The following is an 18,474-nucleotide window of genomic DNA, read 5'->3' on the forward strand; positions in this document are numbered from 1 at the left end:
CGACCAACCGCATGAGGACGTCGTCGACCCAGCCGCCGTAGTAGGCGCTGATCAGCGCGACGTTCGCGCCGATGAACACCGCGATCAGCGCCGCCATCAGTCCGACGAAAACCGACACCCGGGCGGAGAGGATCACCTGCGAGAGGACGTCCTCGCCGTAGTTCGTCGTCCCGAGGTAGACGCCGTCGGTCGCCGACGGCGACTCGGTGCGGAGCAACTGCCCGTCCGCCCCTCGAGACGCCTCGGACGGGTCGCGGGGCATGAGGTAGGGGCCGAGTATCGCGACCAGGACGAAGACGAGGATGATCCCGACGCCGATCGTCCCGAGCGTGTCCTTTCTGATGATGGCCCCGACGTACCGCAGGTCCTTCCAGAGTCGGATCAACCGACGGTTGTTGGTGATGCCACGAACGAGCTTCCCGTTGAGCCGCTTCGCGAGGTCCGTGCTCATTCGTACCTCACCCTCGGGTCGAGGAAGACGTAGACGACGTCCGCGACGAAGTTCATGAAGATCACGACGCTTCCCATCAGGAAGAACACCGCCTGAGCCATGTCGTAGTCGTTGTGCATGACCGAGTCGACCATCTCCCGGCCCATTCCCGGCCAGCTGAACACCGTCTCGATGACCAGCGACCCGCCGAGCGCGACGCCGACGACGATGGCGACCACCGTCGTGATCGGCAGGATCGAGTTCCGGGCGGCGTACTTGTAGAGGATGATGTACTCCGGGTGACCCTCGGCCTTCTTGATCTCGATGAAATCCGAGTCGAGCACCTGGATCATGCTGGATCGCATCAACAGCGCCGGGGTCGCCATGTAGAAGATGACGCCGGTCATCAGGGGGAGGAACATGTGGTGAACGAAGTCGAGCGAGAGGTACCGATCCCAGAAGGTGGCGGCATCGTAACCGATCGAACGCAACCCGCCCGACGGGAACCAACCGAGGTGGAAGGAAAAGACGCTCAGCAGGATGATCCCGATCCAGAACTCGGGCGAGGAGCGAGCGACCAGCGTCACGATGATACCCGCCCGCTCTTTCGCCGTCCCGCGAACCCAGCCCATGAACGCGCCGACGGTGATCCCGATCACGTACGCGAGGAAGAACGCCGGCCCCATCAGCAAGATCGTGTTCCAGAAGCGAAGCCAGATGATGTCCTCGACCGGCCCGCCGTACCGGAACGACTCGCCGAAGTTACCCTGCAAGAGTTGCAGGAGGTAATCGACGTACTGTTCGTGCAACGGACGATGAAGGCCGAGCCGTTCGAGCACGCGCTGGCGTTGCTCCGGCCCCATCCCCTCGAGCAGGTACATCGTCGTCGGATCGCCCGGTGCGACTCTGAAGATGACGAACAACAGCGTCAGGAACGCGAAGTACGTGACTCCCAGCTGGAGGACGCGACGTGCGACGTACTTTCTCATCGGCGCCTCGGACCTCGATCGGTAGTATTCGACAGAGCGTCGGGCGCTCGCCCGGCGACCCATTTCTCGCTCATGTACGCTCCCTCCGTCCTAGGTCGTCGTGCAAGTTAATTGTTACCGTGGACCATGGTACATGTTGGCTCAGGTTGTGGCCAGCATCGGACCCACGGATCGTTTGTGCGAATCGCAACCGACGAACAACGTTGAAGTCGTGTCACGGAGCACCATACACCGAAGGATCCCGATGACGCTGACGGATACCACGATAGCGATCGTCGCATCGAACGAGTTCGAGGACATCGAACTCGAGTACCCGTTGTTACGACTCAGCCACCTGGGAGCCGACGTCGCGTTGGTCCCCGTCCAGGCCGGCCACCACCCGCGCCCGGCGCTCCGGGAGGCGGAGAGCAAGCCGGTGACGGGACGGTTCGGCACCCCGCTCCCGCCGGAGGTGATGGTCGAGGGCAACCGGTACACGGTCCAGTCGCTGGACGAACTCGACCTCGACGAGGTCGACTGCCTGCTGTTCCCCGGCGGATTCTCGCCCGATCACCTCCGGGTCGTCGACGAGGTGGTCGAGCTGATCCGGGAGGCGGACGAGCGCGGAACCCTTCTCGCCGCCATCTGCCACGGGCCGTGGGTGTTCGTCGAGGCGGACATCCTCGACGGGCGCGACGTCTGCGGCTACGAGGCGATCCACACGGACATGGAGAACGCGGGCGCCACGGTCCACGACGTTCCGGCGATTCAGGACGACCACGTCGTTACGGGGCGGGTCCCCGACGACCTCCCGGAGTTCACCGAGGCCGTCGCGGAGGCGTTGGTCGATCGGGAGGAGCCGGCCGAACAGCCGGCCTGATCGATCGGCTCGGCCCCCGATTCGCGTACCAGTATCGGGCTCGGTGCCGTCGGTGACTGTGACGAGCCTCGCGTTCGGCGAACCCGAGTTCTATCGTGCCTACGCAACGTCCACCACGCACGGGGCGCCGCTCGAGGACGTCACGGCCGGGACGCTCTATCGAACCGATCCCGGAAATCGTGGACAGGCGACCCACTGCTCCCGATTTCGCTCGAGTGAGCGATCCGACCGCGGCGTGACGACGGCGAGCGATCCGACCGCGGCGTAACGACGGCGAGCCATCCAGCCCCGACGCGACGACGGCGAGCGGCCGCTGGGTTTGCGAGAAAACCGTCGCCGACGTCGCGATCGCGTGCGACGACGAATCGAGTGGAGTCCGTCGACGTCGCGGTCGTGTGCGGCGACGAATCGAGGAGAGTCCGCCGACGTCGCCGAACCGGATCGACGGGGAGACGCTGCGGCCTGTTTCCGACTCATTCCGGCGGTTCGTGCGGATCGGGCCACTCCTCCTGGAGTTCGTAGTCCGGCGGGTAGAACAGGTTGCCGTCCTCGTCCCACTCGAAGCCCGCGTCGGCGAGCACCTGTTCGGCCCGCTCGAGGTCGTAGGGGAACTCCGTCACGTCCTCGTTGTACCAGAATTCGAGACCCGGCGACAGCGGCGCGACGATGACCTCGGCGAATCCGTCGGCGCCGATCTCGACGATTTCCTCCCGAGGGATCGTGTGTGCGGTCGCCTCCCGGACAGCCGGGTGAGCGAACGGTTCGCGCCGGCGGTTGGGGACACCGTAGTGGATCGACGTCATCAGCGCGCTCTCGAGTTCGATATCGGGGTCTCCCTCGAGGGCGGTCAGCTGATCGGCCGGCAGGTCGAAGTTGGCCATGTCGACCGCACCACCTTCGACGACGCTGGCCGTGCCCGACGGGTCGGCGGTTTCGACGCGAATGAACTCGTCGACGTTCGGCTCGTGGTGGTGGCCCTCGTGCGCGCTGAGTCGGAGGTCCTCGCCGAGGGACATCTCCTCGAACTGGAACGGCCCGCTACCGACGTAGTCCTGTTCGGCGACGATGTCGTCGGGCTCGCGGCCCTCCCAGACGTGCTGCGGAATGAGACTCGCGAACCGACCGGCCAGCACTCGCGTCTCCATGATCGCGTCAGGCTGGAGCAGTTCGATGCGAACGTCGAGGTCGGTTTCGGCCTCGACGGAATCGACGTTCTCGGCGAGACCAGCGAAGTCGGGATTGTGCTCGTCGTGGTATTCGAAGGAGAACGCGACGTCGTCGGCGGTGACGGGTTCGCCGTCGTGCCACTCCGCTCCCTCCCGCAGGACGATGTCGAGCGCTTCGTCGCCGTCCCACTCGACCGCCTCGGCGGCCCACGGCACGGGCAGGAAATCCTCGTCCGGGTCGACGTGCATCAGCCGGTCGTACACCAGCGTGATCATGTCCCGGTTGGCGCGGGTCACCAGCCCGGTCACGGGATCCAGATTGGTCAGATCCTCGTGAGAGGCGGCCGAAAGTTCTCCATCCTCCGTCTCGATCTGGACCATGTTCCAGATCCCGGCGAGGCCGTCCTCGAGCATCCCGCTGACGTTCGACACGCGATCGGTCCGGAACGGCATCGCCCGGTCCTGGACGACGATCGGGTGGATGACGTGATCGTCGACCATGAACTCCTGCATCTCGAAGACGATCTCCTGGCGGCTCGCCTCGTCGACGGTCGACCGCTGCTCGGCGAGCATCTCCTCGTACTCCTCGTCGACGAAACCGGGAACGTTACCGCCACCCTCTTCGAGGGTCCCCTCGCTCGCGATGTCACGGAGCGCGCGGTCGGGGTCGAACCCGTCGAGCCAGCGCATCACCGTGTAATCGAAGTCGCGAGTGGTGAAGACGCGCTCGAGGTGGGCATCGAGCGCTCGCGTGTTGTAGTCGACGTCGAATCCGACCTCCCGGAGTCGATTCGCGTGTTGCTCTCCGTACCAGAATCGTAGCGGTGCGTCCGGATCGAGATTCTCGTAGACGAGCTCCGGAACCGGTTCGCCCTCGGGTTGTGCGACGGTCGCGGCCTCCCTCGCCGAAACGGATCCGGCCCCTCCGACGGCGCCGATCGTCCCTACCACCCCCGTCGCGCCGGCGATCCGGAGAAACCGCCGCCGCGAGTGCGTTCGTCGCCGCCGCCCCGCCGTTTCATGGTGTTTGTTAGCACCCACCATAAAGAATACACCGAGAGTGGGCGACATATAACTATCTCAAAAAATTATGATGTTATTCGAAAGGACCAAACGCGAGAGCGAGAGCGGCGGGGAAGCCGCGAGCGAAATCGATAGCACACGCTGACAGGTACTCCACCGTCGAGACCGACCGGCTCGTCGCGAACAGCGAAAACGTGCGCAGGGGGAAGGTGGCCGCTAATCGGATGCGCTCCGGGAACGTTGCCACGAGAACGGCGCCCGACGCCCACTGACGTCGACCGCGATTCCTCGTCGGTCCTCCGCGCGCTGTTCGGCGAGCCGTTCCAGCCCGTCTTCTACGCCCACGGCGATACGCACGTGGACTCGCCGGCGGCGGCGATCGGCTTCGGGACCTTCCTCGTCGCGGTCCGCTACGTCGCCCGGATCTTCTCGGACGCTCGTGGGTCCCGACGCTGTGATCGCGCGCTGACCGCCGTCGACGCCGACGTCGACGATTTTCGTGCGCCCGACGCCGTCGAAAGCGGCGCGGGGCGCTCCCGCGACGGCGATTCTCCCGATCGGTCGGTCGCGCGACGGCGATCACCCCTCCCAGTGGGTCGGCGCGATCCCCATCCGGCGCACGACCATCGGGTAGAGCAGACCGACGAGGACGGCGATCGCGACGCCCGCCAGCAGGTCGACCGAGTAGACGGTCGCGTCGATCGCCCGTACGAGCAGCAAGATCAGTCCGATCAGCGCGACGTAGTGAGCGATCGCGTACAACGGTCCGTCCCGATCCATAGGCGCACCGACGGTCGCCAGGCGGTAAGCGCTAGCGGTGGTGAGCGCCGCGGACCGACCATTTATCCCCCCGAACCGAAATCGAACGGGTATGACCGCGCAGCCGCCGCTCGTCCTCGACATCGACGGGACGCTGACCCGCCCCGACGCGTGGGGGATCGACCCGCGCGTCTTCGACCCGCTCCGGGCGTGGGAGGCGCCCATCGTCCTCGCCACCGGGAAGGCGTTCCCCTATCCGATCGCCCTGTGTCACTTCGTCGGGATTCCCGAGCTCGTCGTCGGCGAGAACGGCGGGGTCGTCTACACGGGGGAGGACGTGATCATCGCCGGCGACCGCGAGGGTGCCGAAGCCGTCGCTCGCGAGTACGAGGCCGAAGGATACTCGCTCGGCTGGGACGGCGCCGATACGGTCAACCGGTGGCGCGAGACGGAACTCGCGGTCCGTCGAGGACGTCCGCTCGAACCCCTCGAGCGGATCGCCGCCGAGCGCGGTCTCGAGGTGGTCGACACCGGCTACGCCTACCACGTGAAGGACCCGACGATCTCGAAGGGGCGGGCGCTGGAGATCCTCGCCGACGAGATCGATCTCGGGCTCTCCGAGTGCGTCGCGATCGGCGACTCCGCCAACGACGTCTCGACGTTCGAGCGGGTCGGCGACAGTTTCGCCGTCGCCAACGCCGACGAGGACGCCAGACGGGCCGCGGACGAGGTGCTCGACCGCCCTCACGCGGACGGCGCGCTGGCCGTTCTCGATCGGTTCGGCGGCGGATCGAAGCGATCCCCGAGATGATCGACGACGGCACGCCTGCGATCCCCGTCGGCCATCACTTTTGGTGCTTATTTGGCCGGTATCGGCCCGCTCCGGGTCGATATCGACAGATTGGCAAGAAACGTTAAGGGTCGTCGACACCAGGTGGTCGGTAGCGATACTGTCAATGATTCCCACATGACACGCACAACCCTCGTTCCCGACCGAATCAGACGCCGGTACACGGCGAAGCTCAGCGCCGTACTCGCGGCCGTGATCGTGCTCACGCTCGCGATCGCGGCGCTGTTCGCGTTCCACGTCTCCCAGACGGCCCAGGACGGCCAGGTACCCCTCGACGCGGCCATCGCCGCCGTCTCGGGACTGGCGATCGTGTTCTTCCTCCACCTCGGCGTCGTCGGCATCGTCCTCGGCGGAAACGTCTCGCTCTCGCTGCGACAACTCGCCGAGAAGACCGAACCCATCGGGGCGGGCGAGCTCGACGTCGACCTCGAGACGGACCGCGTCGACGAGATCGGGACGCTCTACGGCGCCGTCGCCGCGATGCGTGACTCGCTGGCGGTCACCCTCGAGGACCTCGAGACCCAGCGCGAGCGCGCGATCGATGCCCGACGGGAAACCGAGCGACGGGCGGAGGCGCTCAGCGCCGAGGCCGAGCGGTTCTCGGAGGAGATGGCCGCCTGCGCCGCGGGCGACCTGGATCGGCGGCTGGAACCCCGATCGGACGACGAGGCGATGACCGCGATCGCCGATTCGTTCAACGAGATGGTCGACGACCTCGGCACCACCGTCGGGCGCGTCAAGCGCTTCGCGGAGACGGTCGACGAGGCGGCCGCCGAGGTCCAGAGCGGCGCTCGCGAGATCCGCGAGGCGAACCGGGAGGTGGCGAGCTCGATCCAGGAGATCTCCGACGGGTCGGCCAGTCAGACCGACGACCTCGAGGCGGCCGCCGGCGAGATCAACGACCTGTCGGCGACGATCGAGGAGCTGGCGGCGACCGCGTCCACGATCGCCGACCAGTCGCGGCGGGTGGCCCGGCTGGCCGACACCGGCCGCGCCGACGCGACCGACGCCGCGGGCGCGATCCGGGACGCCGAGGAGCGCACCGAGCGGGTCGCGGAGACGATCCGCCGGCTGAACGACGACGCCGAGAAGATCGAGGAGGTCATCGAACTGATCGACGACATAGCCGGCCAGACCAACATGCTCGCGCTGAACGCCTCCATCGAATCCGCTCGCAACCAGCAGGACGTCGAGGGGAAAGACGGCGGATTCGACGCCGTGGCGGGCCAGGTCAAAGAGCTCGCCCAGGAGACGAAAGAGGCGGTCGACGAGGTCGAAGAGAGCCTCCAGTCGATCCAGGAGGACGCCGCCGCCAGCGCGGCCGGTATCGGCGAGGTCGAACGCGAGATCGACACCGCCGCTGGCGCGGTCGAGGATCTACACACCCAGCTCGAAGAGATATCGGGCGACATCGACCGCGTCGACGAGGGCGTCCAGTCGATCGACCGCACGACCGACGACCAGGCGACCTCGACCTCCGAGCTCGCGACGATCGTCGACGACGTAGCGAGCGTCTCGGCGGAGACCACCGCGCAGGCCGAGGACGTCGCCGCCGCCTCCGAGGAGGCGACCGCGACGAGCGACGAGGTCTACGGGGAAGCGGAGTCGCTGGCCGAGCGCGCGGATCGCCTCGCCCAGGCGGTCGCGGTCTTCAGCGTCGCCGGGGAGTCGAACGACACCGTCGCCGCCGACGGGGGTGAGCGCCGATGATCCCCGAACTCCAGCTCTATCAGCTGACGGCGGCGGTGCTCGCGATCGTGACGCTCGGGACCGTCGTCGCGACGGTGCGATTGCCACCGCGGCGCCGCCAGTACGGCCTGGCCTGCGTCGTCATCGCGGGTTCGATGGGCGCCGCCTACGTCCTCATGTCGGTGGAGTTCCTGACGATCCAGAACGTCGAGGGCGAGTGGCTCCCCGCCGCCCGCTTCGGCGCGTACCTGATCGCGTTTTCGGCGATGCTCGCTTTCCTCACGCACGTCGCGGGCGTCGGCTATCGCTGGATGGCCCTGCTCATCGTGCTGCTCGTCGGCGTCATCGGCGGAACCGTGACGGGCTGGTACTTCGACGAGCCGATCTCGCTGGCAGCGGCGGCGGTGACGGTCGGCTGTCTGACCGTGCAGTCGGTCGTGCTCCTCCGTTCGATCCCAGCGCGAGCGACTCGCGTCAGCGACGAACGCCGCCTGCTGTTCGGGAAACTTCGCAACCTCGGGTTGCTGATCTGGTGGCTGTACATCGTCGTGGGACTCGTGTCCCGACAGAACCTCGGATTGCTCGACGCGTTCGTCGGGATCTTCATCGGGGCCTACCTCGACGTCGTCATCGTGGTCGGGTTCGTCGCGATCTTGCTGCGAAACGGCGAGGCGCTGGACCACCTACGAACGTCCGAACTCGGCGACGGACCGAGCGACGGCGACTCCGACGCGGCGTCCGAGCCGGTGACGCCCTCGCCCGCGGAGTGAGACGCGGAGACGTCACGACTGCGTCCGGTCGGGACCGAGAGCCCTTTGACCCGGCGCGGCCGATGCAGGGGTATGGACGCAACCACGATCGCGATCGCGCTCCTCGGGTTCGGGAGCGCGGCGGCGGTCGGCGGGGCCACGTTCTGGGACGCCCACCGAGTCGGCGTCTCGCGACCGCGGCTCTGGGCGACGGTCACGGCCGGGACCGTCGCCGTCGGGTTCGCCCTCCCCCTCTTCGCGACGGTGCCGCTCACCGGCGTGCTGCTGACCGCCAACACGGGGCCGGTACTCTACGGCTTCGAGCGCGAGGTCTCGGCGGGCGGCGACGAGCCGGCCGAGCCGGGCGAGCTCCCCGGCGGCCCGAGTCGGCCCGAGCGAGCCGACGAGGAGTGAAGCGCGCGGCCCCGGGGCGTCGAGCCGGGGCGATCGTCCGCGCCGCGCGACCGCCGACTCCGTACGGACCGACCACCGGGAGAGGCTGCGCGATTGCCGGTTCGTCGCGGAGACCGGTTCCGCACGCCGGACGGAACCAGCCTCACGGGGATCCAGCCTCACGGGGATCCAGCCTCGCCGACGATCCAGCCTCGCCGACGATCCAGCCTCGCCGACGGTCCTCGACGGAAGACATATGCCGACCGGCAAAGTACCTCTCCCCGAGAGATTTCGATTATGGAATGGACCAGGCGAAGGGTGCTCGCGGCCGGGCTCGGTGGGACGGCCGCCGTCGGCACCGGCCGCGCGATCCACAACGTCGTGCTCGGCTACGGACGGCTCACCGGCACGAACCTGCTCGAACAGGATCTCGATCCGCTGATGCTGGCGAACCTCCGCCCCTCCCGAGATCGCGTCGCCGACTTCGACGGCGCACGGATCACCTTGAGCGACTGGACCGTTCGGCTGCGTGCGGACGGCAGCACCCGCCACACGTTCGATCCGGGGACCGACGACCCGGCCGACGCCGCCGCGGTCGACGAGGACTTCGGTCTCGAGGGCGGTCCACTCGAGGAACTGGTCGCCGATCTCGGGGCGCTCGCGGCGGAGGACGTCCGATTCGAGTACGACAGCTACCCGGCGTTTTTCGAGCGCGTCGCCGGGGGCGACGCGAGGCCGTACGCGGTCCAGGCGCTGCGCGGTCCTCGCAGCGGTGACCCGACGGTCGTCGCGGACTTCGCGGGCGCAGATCCGACCGATCCGGAGTCGCTCGTCGAGGGGCTGAAGGACGGATTTCGCGAGCACACGCGCTACGACTACGCCCGGTACGCCGCCGGCTCCGTGGAGGACAACGTCATCTTCGGCGCGCGGGACCTCCGACAGCACTTCGAGTCCGAGACCGGGTTCGAGGCGCTCGAAGCCGGCGAGGACAGCGGCCTCTTTTGCACCGAGCTGACGCGGCGCTCCGTGGACGCACTGCAGGCCGTTCCCGCGCCGAACCAGCGGCTCCCCGTCGTCGCCGGCCGCGTCTACAACGGGCGCCACAAGCACGTGTTCACCGTCGTCGCGAGCGCGATCCGGGACGCCGGCGAGCTGGTGATCCCCGTGACGTTCCTGGATTACACCGACGCGGTGCAGTACGACGACCTCCGGCTCAGGTGGCTCGTCGGCGAGGGGCTGGACGCGTACCACGACACCCAGCGCGCGACGCGGATCACCTGGTACCGGTGAGGACGAGCGACGGCCGACCACGGCCCTTATACGCCCACGAGCGCATCACTCGCGTATGAGCAACGGCGGCGGGCCGAAACAGGTCGATTCACCGGACTACCACAGCGTGAATCACACGGCGGCCCAGACCTGCGGCTGGACCGCCAACGCCCTGCGGGGCGAGGGCAAGTGCTACAAGAACATCTTCTACGGGATCGAGTCCCACCGCTGCATCCAGATGACGCCGGTCGTCCGGTGTAACGAGCGCTGCGTCTTCTGCTGGCGCGACCACCAGGGCCACGCCTACGAGTTAGACGACGTCGAGTGGGACGACCCCGAAGCCGTCGTCGACGCCTCGATCGAGCTCCAGCGGAAGCTGCTCTCGGGGTTCGGCGGCAACGACGAGGTCCCCCGCGAGGTCTTCGAGGAGGCGATGGCGCCCCGTCACGTCGCGATCTCGCTCGACGGCGAGCCGACGCTGTACCCCTACCTGCCGGAGCTGATCGAGGCCTTCCACGATCGGGACGTCACGACGTTCCTCGTCTCCAACGGCACCCGCCCCGACGTGCTCCGGGAGTGTGACCCCACACAGCTCTACGTCAGCGTCGACGCGCCCGAGCGCCACACCTTCGATCGGGTGGTTCGCGCCCTCGAGGACGACGCCTGGGAGACGCTGCTCGAGACCCTCGACGTCCTCGCCGAGAAGGACGAGACCCGGACGGTCCTCCGGACGACGCTGCTCGAGGGCGAGAACATGCACAGCCCCGACTGGTACGCCGGCCTCTTCCAGCGGGCCGAGCCCGACTTCGTCGAGCTGAAGGCCTACATGCACGTCGGTCACTCCCGCGGCCGGCTGGATCGAGAGACGATGCCGGACCACGACGGGGTCGTCGCGTTCGCCGAGGCCGTCGCCGAACACATGCCCGACCACCCGGTGGTGAAGGACGTCCCGGCCTCGCGGGTCGCGCTCGTCTCGACGGTCGAGGACACCTGGGTGCCGAAACTGAAGAAGGACAGCGCGTTCTGGGCGCGCGATCCGGTCGCCGGCGACTGATCCCGCGGCCCGATCGGTCGGGGCGTCGTGGTCCCTACGTCAGAAGCGCGGCGATCCGTTCGGGCGGAACGTCGGAGCACGCTCGAACGAAGCGCCTCGGGCGATCGGTCCCGGAGCCGTCTCGATCGACCGTCACTCCGCGAGCGATTCCACCCCGAGGTGTGTCCTCAGCCCGGGTGTCCTCGAACGAGGACGGTTCCGTCGCTCGAAACGGTCACGTCGCACCCCGCGTACGGAAACGTCACCTCGAGGGTTCCGGGCGGGGACGCGTCGAGAACCCGGGAGAGCGCACCGGTGTGGACGGTTTCGAAGAGCAGCGGCATCTCCGTCGGATCCCGATCCGTGACCGCGGCCACCGCCCGGACGATGGCCACGACGGGGTCGTCACCGCCGCCCGGATCGAATCGGTCGTGGAACGCTCCCGTCGAGGGGTCGTACCCCCGCACATCGACGTCCACTCCTCCCCCGGTCGCTTCCCCGCTCGACTGCGTCGTGTTGTCACCCATTAGTCACTCCTCCGTCCTCCGTGCGCGTAAGATGGGACACTGACCCGTCAGGATCCGTCAGCGGCCGTCGGCGCCCGACTTCTCGAACAGGTGCCGGAACACGACCCGCTGAGCGCTCCGGAGGTGCTGGTTGAACGTCTGTCGCGTGACGCCGAATCGCTTCGCCAGGTCCTCGCCGGTGCTCTTCCGGGGCGAATCGAAGTACCCGCCGAAGTACGCGGCGTCGAGGGCGGCGAGCTGACGCTCGGTCAGCGCGTCGGAGACGATGTCGGAGAGGAGGTGCGGCGAGTAGACGAGCTCTCCCGACACCAGTTCGACGTCCGAGTGGAACTCGCGAATGCCGGCGGCGGCCCGGCGAGGGTCCACGTCGCCCGGCAGCTCACCGAGGAACCGGACCTCGTCCGGGGCGATGACGACGGCCCGCGGCCGACCGCCCAGCGACTGGAACGTCTGGGAGACCGTCGCCGAGTCGGCGTGGGCCTCGACGCGCGTGCGACCGTCGACGGTGCTGAGCAGACGAGCCTCGAGGTAGTGGGGCACCTCTTCGACCGCGTCGACGAACTCGCTCGCCGGGAGGTCCGCCGTCGACATGTACTGGACGACCGTTCCGTTCGGCAACGGGATGACCGACTCGACGTCGATCCGCGTCTCGCCGCCGCCCCCGGCACGAAGGGACGGCGGCACCGCGGCCCGATCGGTCCGGTACTCGAGCAGTCGAACGTGATCGCTGGTCAACCGCTCCTCCCGGCGCTTCATGGCCGTCACGTCCTCGAACGAGACGACCGCGAATTCGACCTCCTCCTCGTCGAACAAGGGGACCGAGTTGCTCGACAGCCAGCGCTCGGTGCCGTCGGGGAGTTCGATCCAGTGTTCGAAACCGTAGTCGGGTTCGCCCGTTTCGAAGACGCGAGTGACGGGATGATCCTCGACGGTAACGGGTGCACCGCCCTCGTCGTAGGTGTTCCACTCGGGCTCGTCGTATCGCCGACCGGTGACCTCCTCGCGGGATCGTCCGAGAGTCTCCTCCGCGCGATCGTTCGCGTAGACGATATCGCCGGAACGATCGACCACGACGGTGGCGATCGGGCTCGCGTCGAGTACGCGATCCGAAAACGACCCGGCCCCGTCGGTGCGGCCGTCCCGCACCCCGGCCCTGTCGGTGCGGCCGTCTCGCGGCCTGGCCTCGTCGGGCCGGCCGTCCCGGCCGGCATCGTCCGACGGCCGCTCCGGAGCGAACCGGTTGCTCATTCGCCACCCGCAATCGTGCCGGCACCGATCTCGTGATCACGCCGGCGCCCGTCGGATCCTTCGACAACTCGGACACGTCGCATAGATTCGGTAGGCTTCGAGCGAACAAGTGCGTTCCCCGAACCGAGGGAGACAGTCCGCTGCCGGAGAGCGATCCGCGAGGAATCCCCGCGAACGCCGTGTCCGACCGAGTCCGTCACCGAGGCGAGTCCGGGAAGATGCGCTCGGGAAGGTACGCGGAGACGACCCAGTTGGGATCGTTCACGACCTCGTTGATCTTCAGGTCGACGGCCGCCGAGCACAACAGGTAGGCTCGCTCGCGGGAGAGTCCGCGTTCGTCGTGCAGGTGGTCGATCATGTGTCGGACGGCGGCTTCGGTCGCGGTCACGAGGTCGTCGGCGATCCCGGTGGTCCCGTACATCGGTTCGTCGCGACCGGTCGGCGTGAACGGCCCGTCCGTCTCGAACTGCGGTTGCTCGATCGATCGGTCTTCGAGGAGTTCGAACCGGCAGCGCACGGACATCGGCGCCTCGATCCCGGTCACGCAGACTTCGCCGTCGCCCTGGGCGGCGTGACAGTCGCCGACGCTGAACATGGCCCCCTCGACCGCGACGGGAAGGTAGACCGTCGATCCGGCCGTGAGATGTTTGACGTCGAGGTTTCCGCCCACCGATCGCGGCGGATTCGTCCCGTGAGGACCGTCCTCGGCCGGCGCCACGCCGATCACGCCGGGAAACGGATCGAGCGGGACGTCGATCCCGTCGCAGAAGTGGCCGACGTCCCCCTCGAGGTCCCATACGAACAGTCCCGGTTCCGGGAACTCCTCGGCCAGCAGCCCGGCGCCCCACGCACCGGGCGGGAACAGGGTGTACCCCCAGCCCTCGTGTTCGAGCCCGAGAATCTCGATCGCCAGCACGTCTCCCGGGCGCGCGCCGTCGATCTCGATCGGCCCGGTCAACGGGTGCACCGGATCGAGATCGAGTGCCGCGACGTCCGCCGCCGTTGAATCGGGGCCGATCTGGCCGTCCGTCGCGTCCCGGCACGCGAACCGAACGACCTCGCCCGGCGCGACGGTCCGAACCGGATCCAATCCGTTGTCCCACGCGCTGTGGACGTGAGCCTCCTCGGCGAGCACCACGTGATCGATCGCGTGATTCTCTCGGGCCATTCGACCGCGACGCACGCCGCGCCGGAAGATAAAATGATCACCCGGTTCCTCACGGGGCGACGTCGATAGCGGCCCGGAGCGCTCGTCCGAGATTACTCGAGGTCGAAGCGATCGAGCGTCATCACCTTGTGCCACGTCTCGACGAAGTCCTCGACGAACTGCGCTTCGCCGTCCGCGGCGGCGTACACCTCCGCGATCGACCGGAGCCGGGAGTTCGACCCGAAGACGAGGTCCACACGGCTCGCCTCCCACTCGACCGCGCCCGTTTCGCGGTCGCGCAGTTCGAAGATCGCTTCGCCGTCCGAGCTCGCTTCCCACTCGTAGCCCATGTCGAGCAAGACCTCGAAGAAGTCGTTGTTCAGCGTCTCCGGTTCGTCGGTGAAGACGCCGAGGTCGGAGTGCTGGTAGTTCGCGTCCAGCGCGCGCATGCCGCCGACGAGTACCGTCATCTCGGGGGCCGTCAGCGTCAGCAGGTCGGCCCTGTCGACCAGCAGCTCCTCCGCCGAGCGATCCATCACGTCACCCTCGGTGTAGTAGTTGCGAAAGCCGTCGGCGTCGGGTTCCAGCCACTCGAAGGACTCGACGTCGGTCTGGTCCTGCGTGGCGTCGGTACGCCCCGGCTCGAACGGAACCTCCACGTCGTAGCCGGCATCCTGTGCCGCCCGCTCGACGGCGCCACAGCCGCCCAGCACGATCAGGTCGGCGAGCGAGACTCGCACGTCGTCCGATCGCGAGCTGTTGAAGTCCTCCCGGATCTCCTCGAGGACCGTCAGCACGGTCGCCAGCTCTTCGGGCTCGTTCACTTCCCAGTTCTTCTGGGGCTCGAGGCGGATGCGGGCCCCGTTCGCGCCGCCGCGCTTGTCGCTGTCGCGGTAGGTCGACGCCGACGCCCAGGCGGTCTTGACCAGCTCGGAGACGGACAGTTCCGACTCGAGGATCTCCGCTTTGAGCTGGGCGATCTCTTCGTCGCCGATCAGTTCGTGGTCGACGTCGGGGAGTGGGTCCTGCCAGAGGAACTCCTCGTCGGGAACTTCGGGGCCGAGGAACCGCTCCGAGGGGCCCAGGTCGCGGTGGATCAGCTTGTACCAGGCCTTCGCGAAGGCCTCCTCGAGTTCCGCCGGGTTCTCGTGGAACCGCTTGGCGATCTCACGGTAGTCCGGGTCCTCCTTGAGCGCGAGGTCCGTCGTGAGCATCATGGGCGTCTGGCTCCCCTCCGGATCGTGGGCAGCCGGCGCGGCGTCCTGTGCCTCCTCGTCCACCGGCGTCCACTGGTAGGCACCGGCGGGGCTCTCGTCGAGCTCCCACTCGTAGGAAAACAGGTTGTCGAGGAAGTCGTGGTTCCACTGGATCGGCGTCTCGGTCCACGGGCCCTCGAGGCCGCTGGTGATGGTGTCGTCGCCCTTACCGGTGCCGTAGTCGCTCTCCCAGCCGAGGCCCTGCATCTCGATGGGTGCCTCTTCGGGGTCCGGGCCGAGGTGATCGTCGGGGGCCGCACCGTGGACTTTCCCGAACTCGTGTCCGCCGGCGATGAGTGCGACCGTCTCCTCGTCGTTCATCGCCATCCGTCCGAACGACTGGCGGATGTACTTCGCCGACTCTTTCGGATCCGGGTTTCCGTCGGGGCCCTCCGGGTTCACGTAGATCAGGCCCATGTGGTCGGCGGCGAGGTCGCCCTCGAGGTTACCCTCTTCGTCGTGGCGGTCGGAGCCGAGCCACTCCTCCTCGGGGCCCCAGTCGACGCTTTCGTCGGGCTCGAAGTCGTCTTCGCGTCCACCGGCGAAGCCGTAGGTCTCGAAGCCCATCGACTCGAGGGCGACGTTGCCGGACAGGACTAGCAGGTCCGCCCACGAGAGTTTGCGTCCGTACTTTTTCTTGACCGGCCAGAGCACACGGCGGGCCTTGTCGAGGTTGACGTTGTCGGGCCAGGCACTGAGCGGCGCAAAGCGCTGATGGCCTCCCGAGGCGCCACCACGGCCGTCACTGGTCCGGTACGTCCCCGCGCTGTGCCACGCCATCCGGATGATGAGCGGTCCGTAGTGGCCGTAGTCCGCCGGCCACCAATCCTGGGACGTCGTCAACACGTCCGCGATGTCCGCCTTCACTTCGTCGAGGTCGAGTTTCTCGAACTCCTCGGCGTAATCGAAGTCCTCGTCCATCGGATCGACCGGACGGGCGTTCTGGTCGAGGATCTTCAAGTTCAACGCGTTCGGCCACCAATCTTGGTTGGACCCAGTCATCATCGGAGATTTGGCCTTTCCCTTATTAAGAGTGTCTAATTCGGAAACCATCCCTTCGCCGAAAACCAATCGATCTTTCGAATTAGTGAAATCGGTCGGCGATGGCTTCGTACCGACGATCGCGAACGTTTCGCTCGACTGACGAAGAAGTTGGTCGGAGGTTCGCCCGAGAGAGGGCAGACGAGGTCGGCGACACGACGACGTTCGAATCGCCCTGGCCGGTCGTGACGCGTACCCGCGGGCGTGATTGCGAAACCATTACCTCCGTCGACGCCAAGACGGCGACATGTTCGATCCGGTCCCGATCGGCGAGTACCCCCTCGAGCACGCGGTTTTTCTCGCGCTCGTGGTCGGTTCGTCCGTCTTCTTCGGCGCCCTCGCCGCGTTGAACGTCCGTCACGGCCGCCGAGCGCTCGAACGCGAGCGCACGTGGGTCAGCGAGCGCCTCGGGGTGGCGGACCCGGACGCGGTCGCCGCCTACCAGCGGGCCAAAACCCGTCTCGGGCAGCTCCGGACGTGGACGGTCGTCGCCGCGATCCTCGCCGCGCTCTACTCCGGGGCGCTGGCGGCCGCGATCGAGTTCCTCGAGGGGCTCGGCTACGGACCGGTCGTCACCGGGACGCTGTTTTTCCTCGGCGCGGTCGTCGCCCTGCGAGCGCTCTCCGTCCCGTTCGACGTCTACGACACGTTCGTGGTCGAGGAACGCTTCGAGTTCAACGAGCAGACGCCCGCGCTGTACGTCCGAGACCTGCTACTGGGGCTGGCGATCACGATGGTCATCGTCGCCGCGTTGGCGGCCGCCGTGCTCTGGGTGATCGAGGCGCTGCCCGCGCTGTGGCCCCTCGCCGCGCTCGCGCTCTTCGCCGGCTTCTCGCTCGCGATGCTCGTCGTCTACCCCCGGGTGATCGCGCCGCTGTTCAACGACTTCGAGCCCGTCGAGTCGGGCGACCTCCGCGAGGCCGTCGAGCGCGTCTTCGACCGCGCGGGGTTCACCTGCGACGACGTCTACGTGATGGACGCGAGTCGGCGCTCCTCGCACTCGAACGCCTACTTCGTCGGCTTCGGGCGAACCAAGCGAGTCGTCCTCTTCGACACGCTCGTCGACCAGATGGACCTTCCCCAGCTCGAGGCCGTGCTCGCCCACGAGCTGGCCCACTGGAAGCGAGCGCACATCTGGAAGCAGTTCGGGGCCGGCCTCGTCCGCATCGGCGCCCTTCTCGGGGCCCTCTGGGTGCTCGTCGAGCAGGCGTGGCTCTACGAGATGTTCGGCTTGCCCGAGGCAACCTACGCCGGACTCGCGGTGGGCGCGCTCTGGCTCTCCCCGCTCATGCAGCTCTCGCGCCCCATCGAAAACAAACTCTCGCTGGCCCACGAGCGCGAAGCGGACGCCTTCGCGACCCACGTGATGGGCGACGGCGAGCCGCTGATCGAGGCGCTCGCGACGCTCACCGGGGAGAACCTCTCGAACCCGTTCCCGCACCCGTGGTACGCCACCTTCCACTACTCGCACCCGCCGATACCGGACCGAATCCGCTACATCGAGGCCCTGGACGGCGAGCCGGCGGACGGCGACGAATCGCCCGCCGCCGGCGCGACCGGCTCGGACTGAGGGTCGGGCGCGATCGGCGGGTCGTCGAACGGGGTGCGTACCCATGGCGAGCGTTTAAGCACAGCCCGGTGGCGGAGACGCACACGCATGAGCGACCGACATCCAAATCGAGACGCGCGACGGTCGGGCCGGGACGATCAGAACGACGGACGGTCGGGCCGGGGCGACCGGTCCGCCTGGGGAGTCGACCTCCCGCGGCGGACGATGAGCGAGTTCAGCGCATTCAACCGCGCGGCGATACGAACGTCGCTGAGCGCCCTCGAGTTGCAGCTGACGACCCAGCGGATGGGAGCGGACCTGTCGAAGGCCCCGCTCGAGAGCTACCTGCGAACCGTCGACGCGTTCGCACCCGACTCGACGGAGGCGGCGGACGCGGACGAGGGCCCGCCAAGGGGCGAGCGACAACCGGCGCCCGAGCCGACGGGCCGACGCGGTCCGCAGCTGGCCGCGGAGCCGCCGCCGGCGCGGAGGCGACC

General features: G+C 67.8%; 15 protein-coding genes and 2 pseudogenes. 9 read left to right on the forward strand and 8 right to left on the reverse strand.

Features of this window, described 5'->3' with window-relative positions:
* Positions 1–451: pseudogene (locus QZT59_RS18755) on the reverse strand (hypothetical protein); the annotation flags it as partial.
* Positions 448–1,419 (reverse strand): ABC transporter permease, encoded by a 972-nt coding sequence (locus QZT59_RS18760; protein WP_290819431.1) that lies wholly within the window; start codon positions 1,417–1,419, stop codon positions 448–450. The gene QZT59_RS18760 and the pseudogene QZT59_RS18755, both read right to left, overlap by 4 nt.
* A 244-nt stretch (positions 1,420–1,663) precedes the next feature.
* Between QZT59_RS18760 and QZT59_RS18765 the strand changes: the two genes are divergently transcribed.
* On the forward strand, positions 1,664–2,278 hold the full coding sequence (locus tag QZT59_RS18765; protein WP_290819433.1) for a DJ-1/PfpI family protein: 615 nt from the start codon (positions 1,664–1,666) through the stop codon (positions 2,276–2,278).
* Between the two features lie 473 nt (positions 2,279–2,751).
* Here QZT59_RS18765 and QZT59_RS18770 read toward each other — a convergent pair whose 3' ends face one another.
* Positions 2,752–4,395, reverse strand: coding sequence for an ABC transporter substrate-binding protein (locus QZT59_RS18770; RefSeq protein WP_290819435.1), 1,644 nt, complete (start codon positions 4,393–4,395; stop codon positions 2,752–2,754).
* Between the two features lie 651 nt (positions 4,396–5,046).
* Positions 5,047–5,247, reverse strand: coding sequence for a hypothetical protein (locus QZT59_RS18775; protein WP_290819437.1), 201 nt, complete (start codon positions 5,245–5,247; stop codon positions 5,047–5,049).
* A 91-nt stretch (positions 5,248–5,338) separates the two neighbouring features.
* Here QZT59_RS18775 and QZT59_RS18780 point away from each other — a divergent pair, with 91 nt between their 5' ends.
* The 6 genes from QZT59_RS18780 (at position 5,339) to twy1 (ending at position 11,230) form a co-directional block, all read left to right on the forward strand.
* On the forward strand, positions 5,339–6,037 hold the full coding sequence (locus QZT59_RS18780) for an HAD-IIB family hydrolase (RefSeq protein ID WP_290819438.1): 699 nt from the start codon (positions 5,339–5,341) through the stop codon (positions 6,035–6,037).
* A 156-nt stretch (positions 6,038–6,193) separates the two neighbouring features.
* On the forward strand, positions 6,194–7,786 hold the full coding sequence (locus QZT59_RS18785) for a methyl-accepting chemotaxis protein (protein ID WP_290819440.1): 1,593 nt from the start codon (positions 6,194–6,196) through the stop codon (positions 7,784–7,786).
* Complete coding sequence (locus QZT59_RS18790; protein ID WP_290819442.1) at positions 7,783–8,535, forward strand: bacteriorhodopsin; 753 nt, start codon at positions 7,783–7,785, stop codon at positions 8,533–8,535. The genes QZT59_RS18785 and QZT59_RS18790 overlap by 4 nt, the downstream gene beginning before the upstream one ends.
* 72 nt (positions 8,536–8,607) lie before the next feature.
* Entirely contained in the window at positions 8,608–8,928 is a 321-nt protein-coding gene (locus QZT59_RS18795) for a hypothetical protein (protein WP_290819444.1), read from the forward strand.
* A gap of 276 nt (positions 8,929–9,204) precedes the next feature.
* Entirely contained in the window at positions 9,205–10,197 is a 993-nt protein-coding gene (locus QZT59_RS18800) for a hypothetical protein (RefSeq protein WP_290819446.1), read from the forward strand.
* Between the two features lie 55 nt (positions 10,198–10,252).
* The gene (gene twy1 / locus QZT59_RS18805) at positions 10,253–11,230 is read left to right on the forward strand and encodes a 4-demethylwyosine synthase TYW1 (protein WP_290819448.1); all 978 of its coding nucleotides are present in this window, start codon (positions 10,253–10,255) and stop codon (positions 11,228–11,230) included.
* Between the two features lie 167 nt (positions 11,231–11,397).
* On the opposite strand, the gene QZT59_RS18810 is transcribed toward twy1, so the two are convergent.
* The 4 genes from QZT59_RS18810 to katG form a co-directional block, all read right to left on the reverse strand.
* Positions 11,398–11,736 (reverse strand): HalOD1 output domain-containing protein, encoded by a 339-nt coding sequence (locus QZT59_RS18810; RefSeq protein WP_290819450.1) that lies wholly within the window; start codon positions 11,734–11,736, stop codon positions 11,398–11,400.
* A gap of 57 nt (positions 11,737–11,793) precedes the next feature.
* Positions 11,794–12,984: a bacterio-opsin activator domain-containing protein gene (locus QZT59_RS18815; protein ID WP_290819452.1), complete on the reverse strand. Its 1,191-nt coding sequence runs from the start codon at positions 12,982–12,984 to the stop codon at positions 11,794–11,796.
* Positions 12,985–13,180: 196 nt separating this feature from the next.
* The gene (locus QZT59_RS18820; RefSeq protein WP_290819454.1) at positions 13,181–14,152 is read right to left on the reverse strand and encodes an acetamidase/formamidase family protein; all 972 of its coding nucleotides are present in this window, start codon (positions 14,150–14,152) and stop codon (positions 13,181–13,183) included.
* Positions 14,153–14,244: 92 nt separating this feature from the next.
* Positions 14,245–16,392 carry a catalase/peroxidase HPI gene (gene katG / locus QZT59_RS18825; protein ID WP_290819456.1) on the reverse strand — a complete coding sequence of 716 codons (2,148 nt, stop codon included), beginning with the start codon at positions 16,390–16,392 and terminating at the stop codon, positions 14,245–14,247.
* Between the two features lie 283 nt (positions 16,393–16,675).
* Between katG and QZT59_RS18830 the strand changes: the two genes are divergently transcribed.
* Together QZT59_RS18830 and QZT59_RS18835 are read left to right on the forward strand one after the other, a co-directional pair.
* Entirely contained in the window at positions 16,676–17,998 is a 1,323-nt protein-coding gene (locus QZT59_RS18830) for a M48 family metallopeptidase (RefSeq protein WP_290819457.1), read from the forward strand.
* A gap of 204 nt (positions 17,999–18,202) precedes the next feature.
* Positions 18,203–18,474, forward strand: a pseudogene (locus tag QZT59_RS18835) (hypothetical protein); the annotation flags it as partial.

The organism is Halovivax sp. (genome assembly GCA_007119345.1).
Taxonomy (GTDB): domain Archaea; phylum Halobacteriota; class Halobacteria; order Halobacteriales; family Natrialbaceae; genus Halovivax.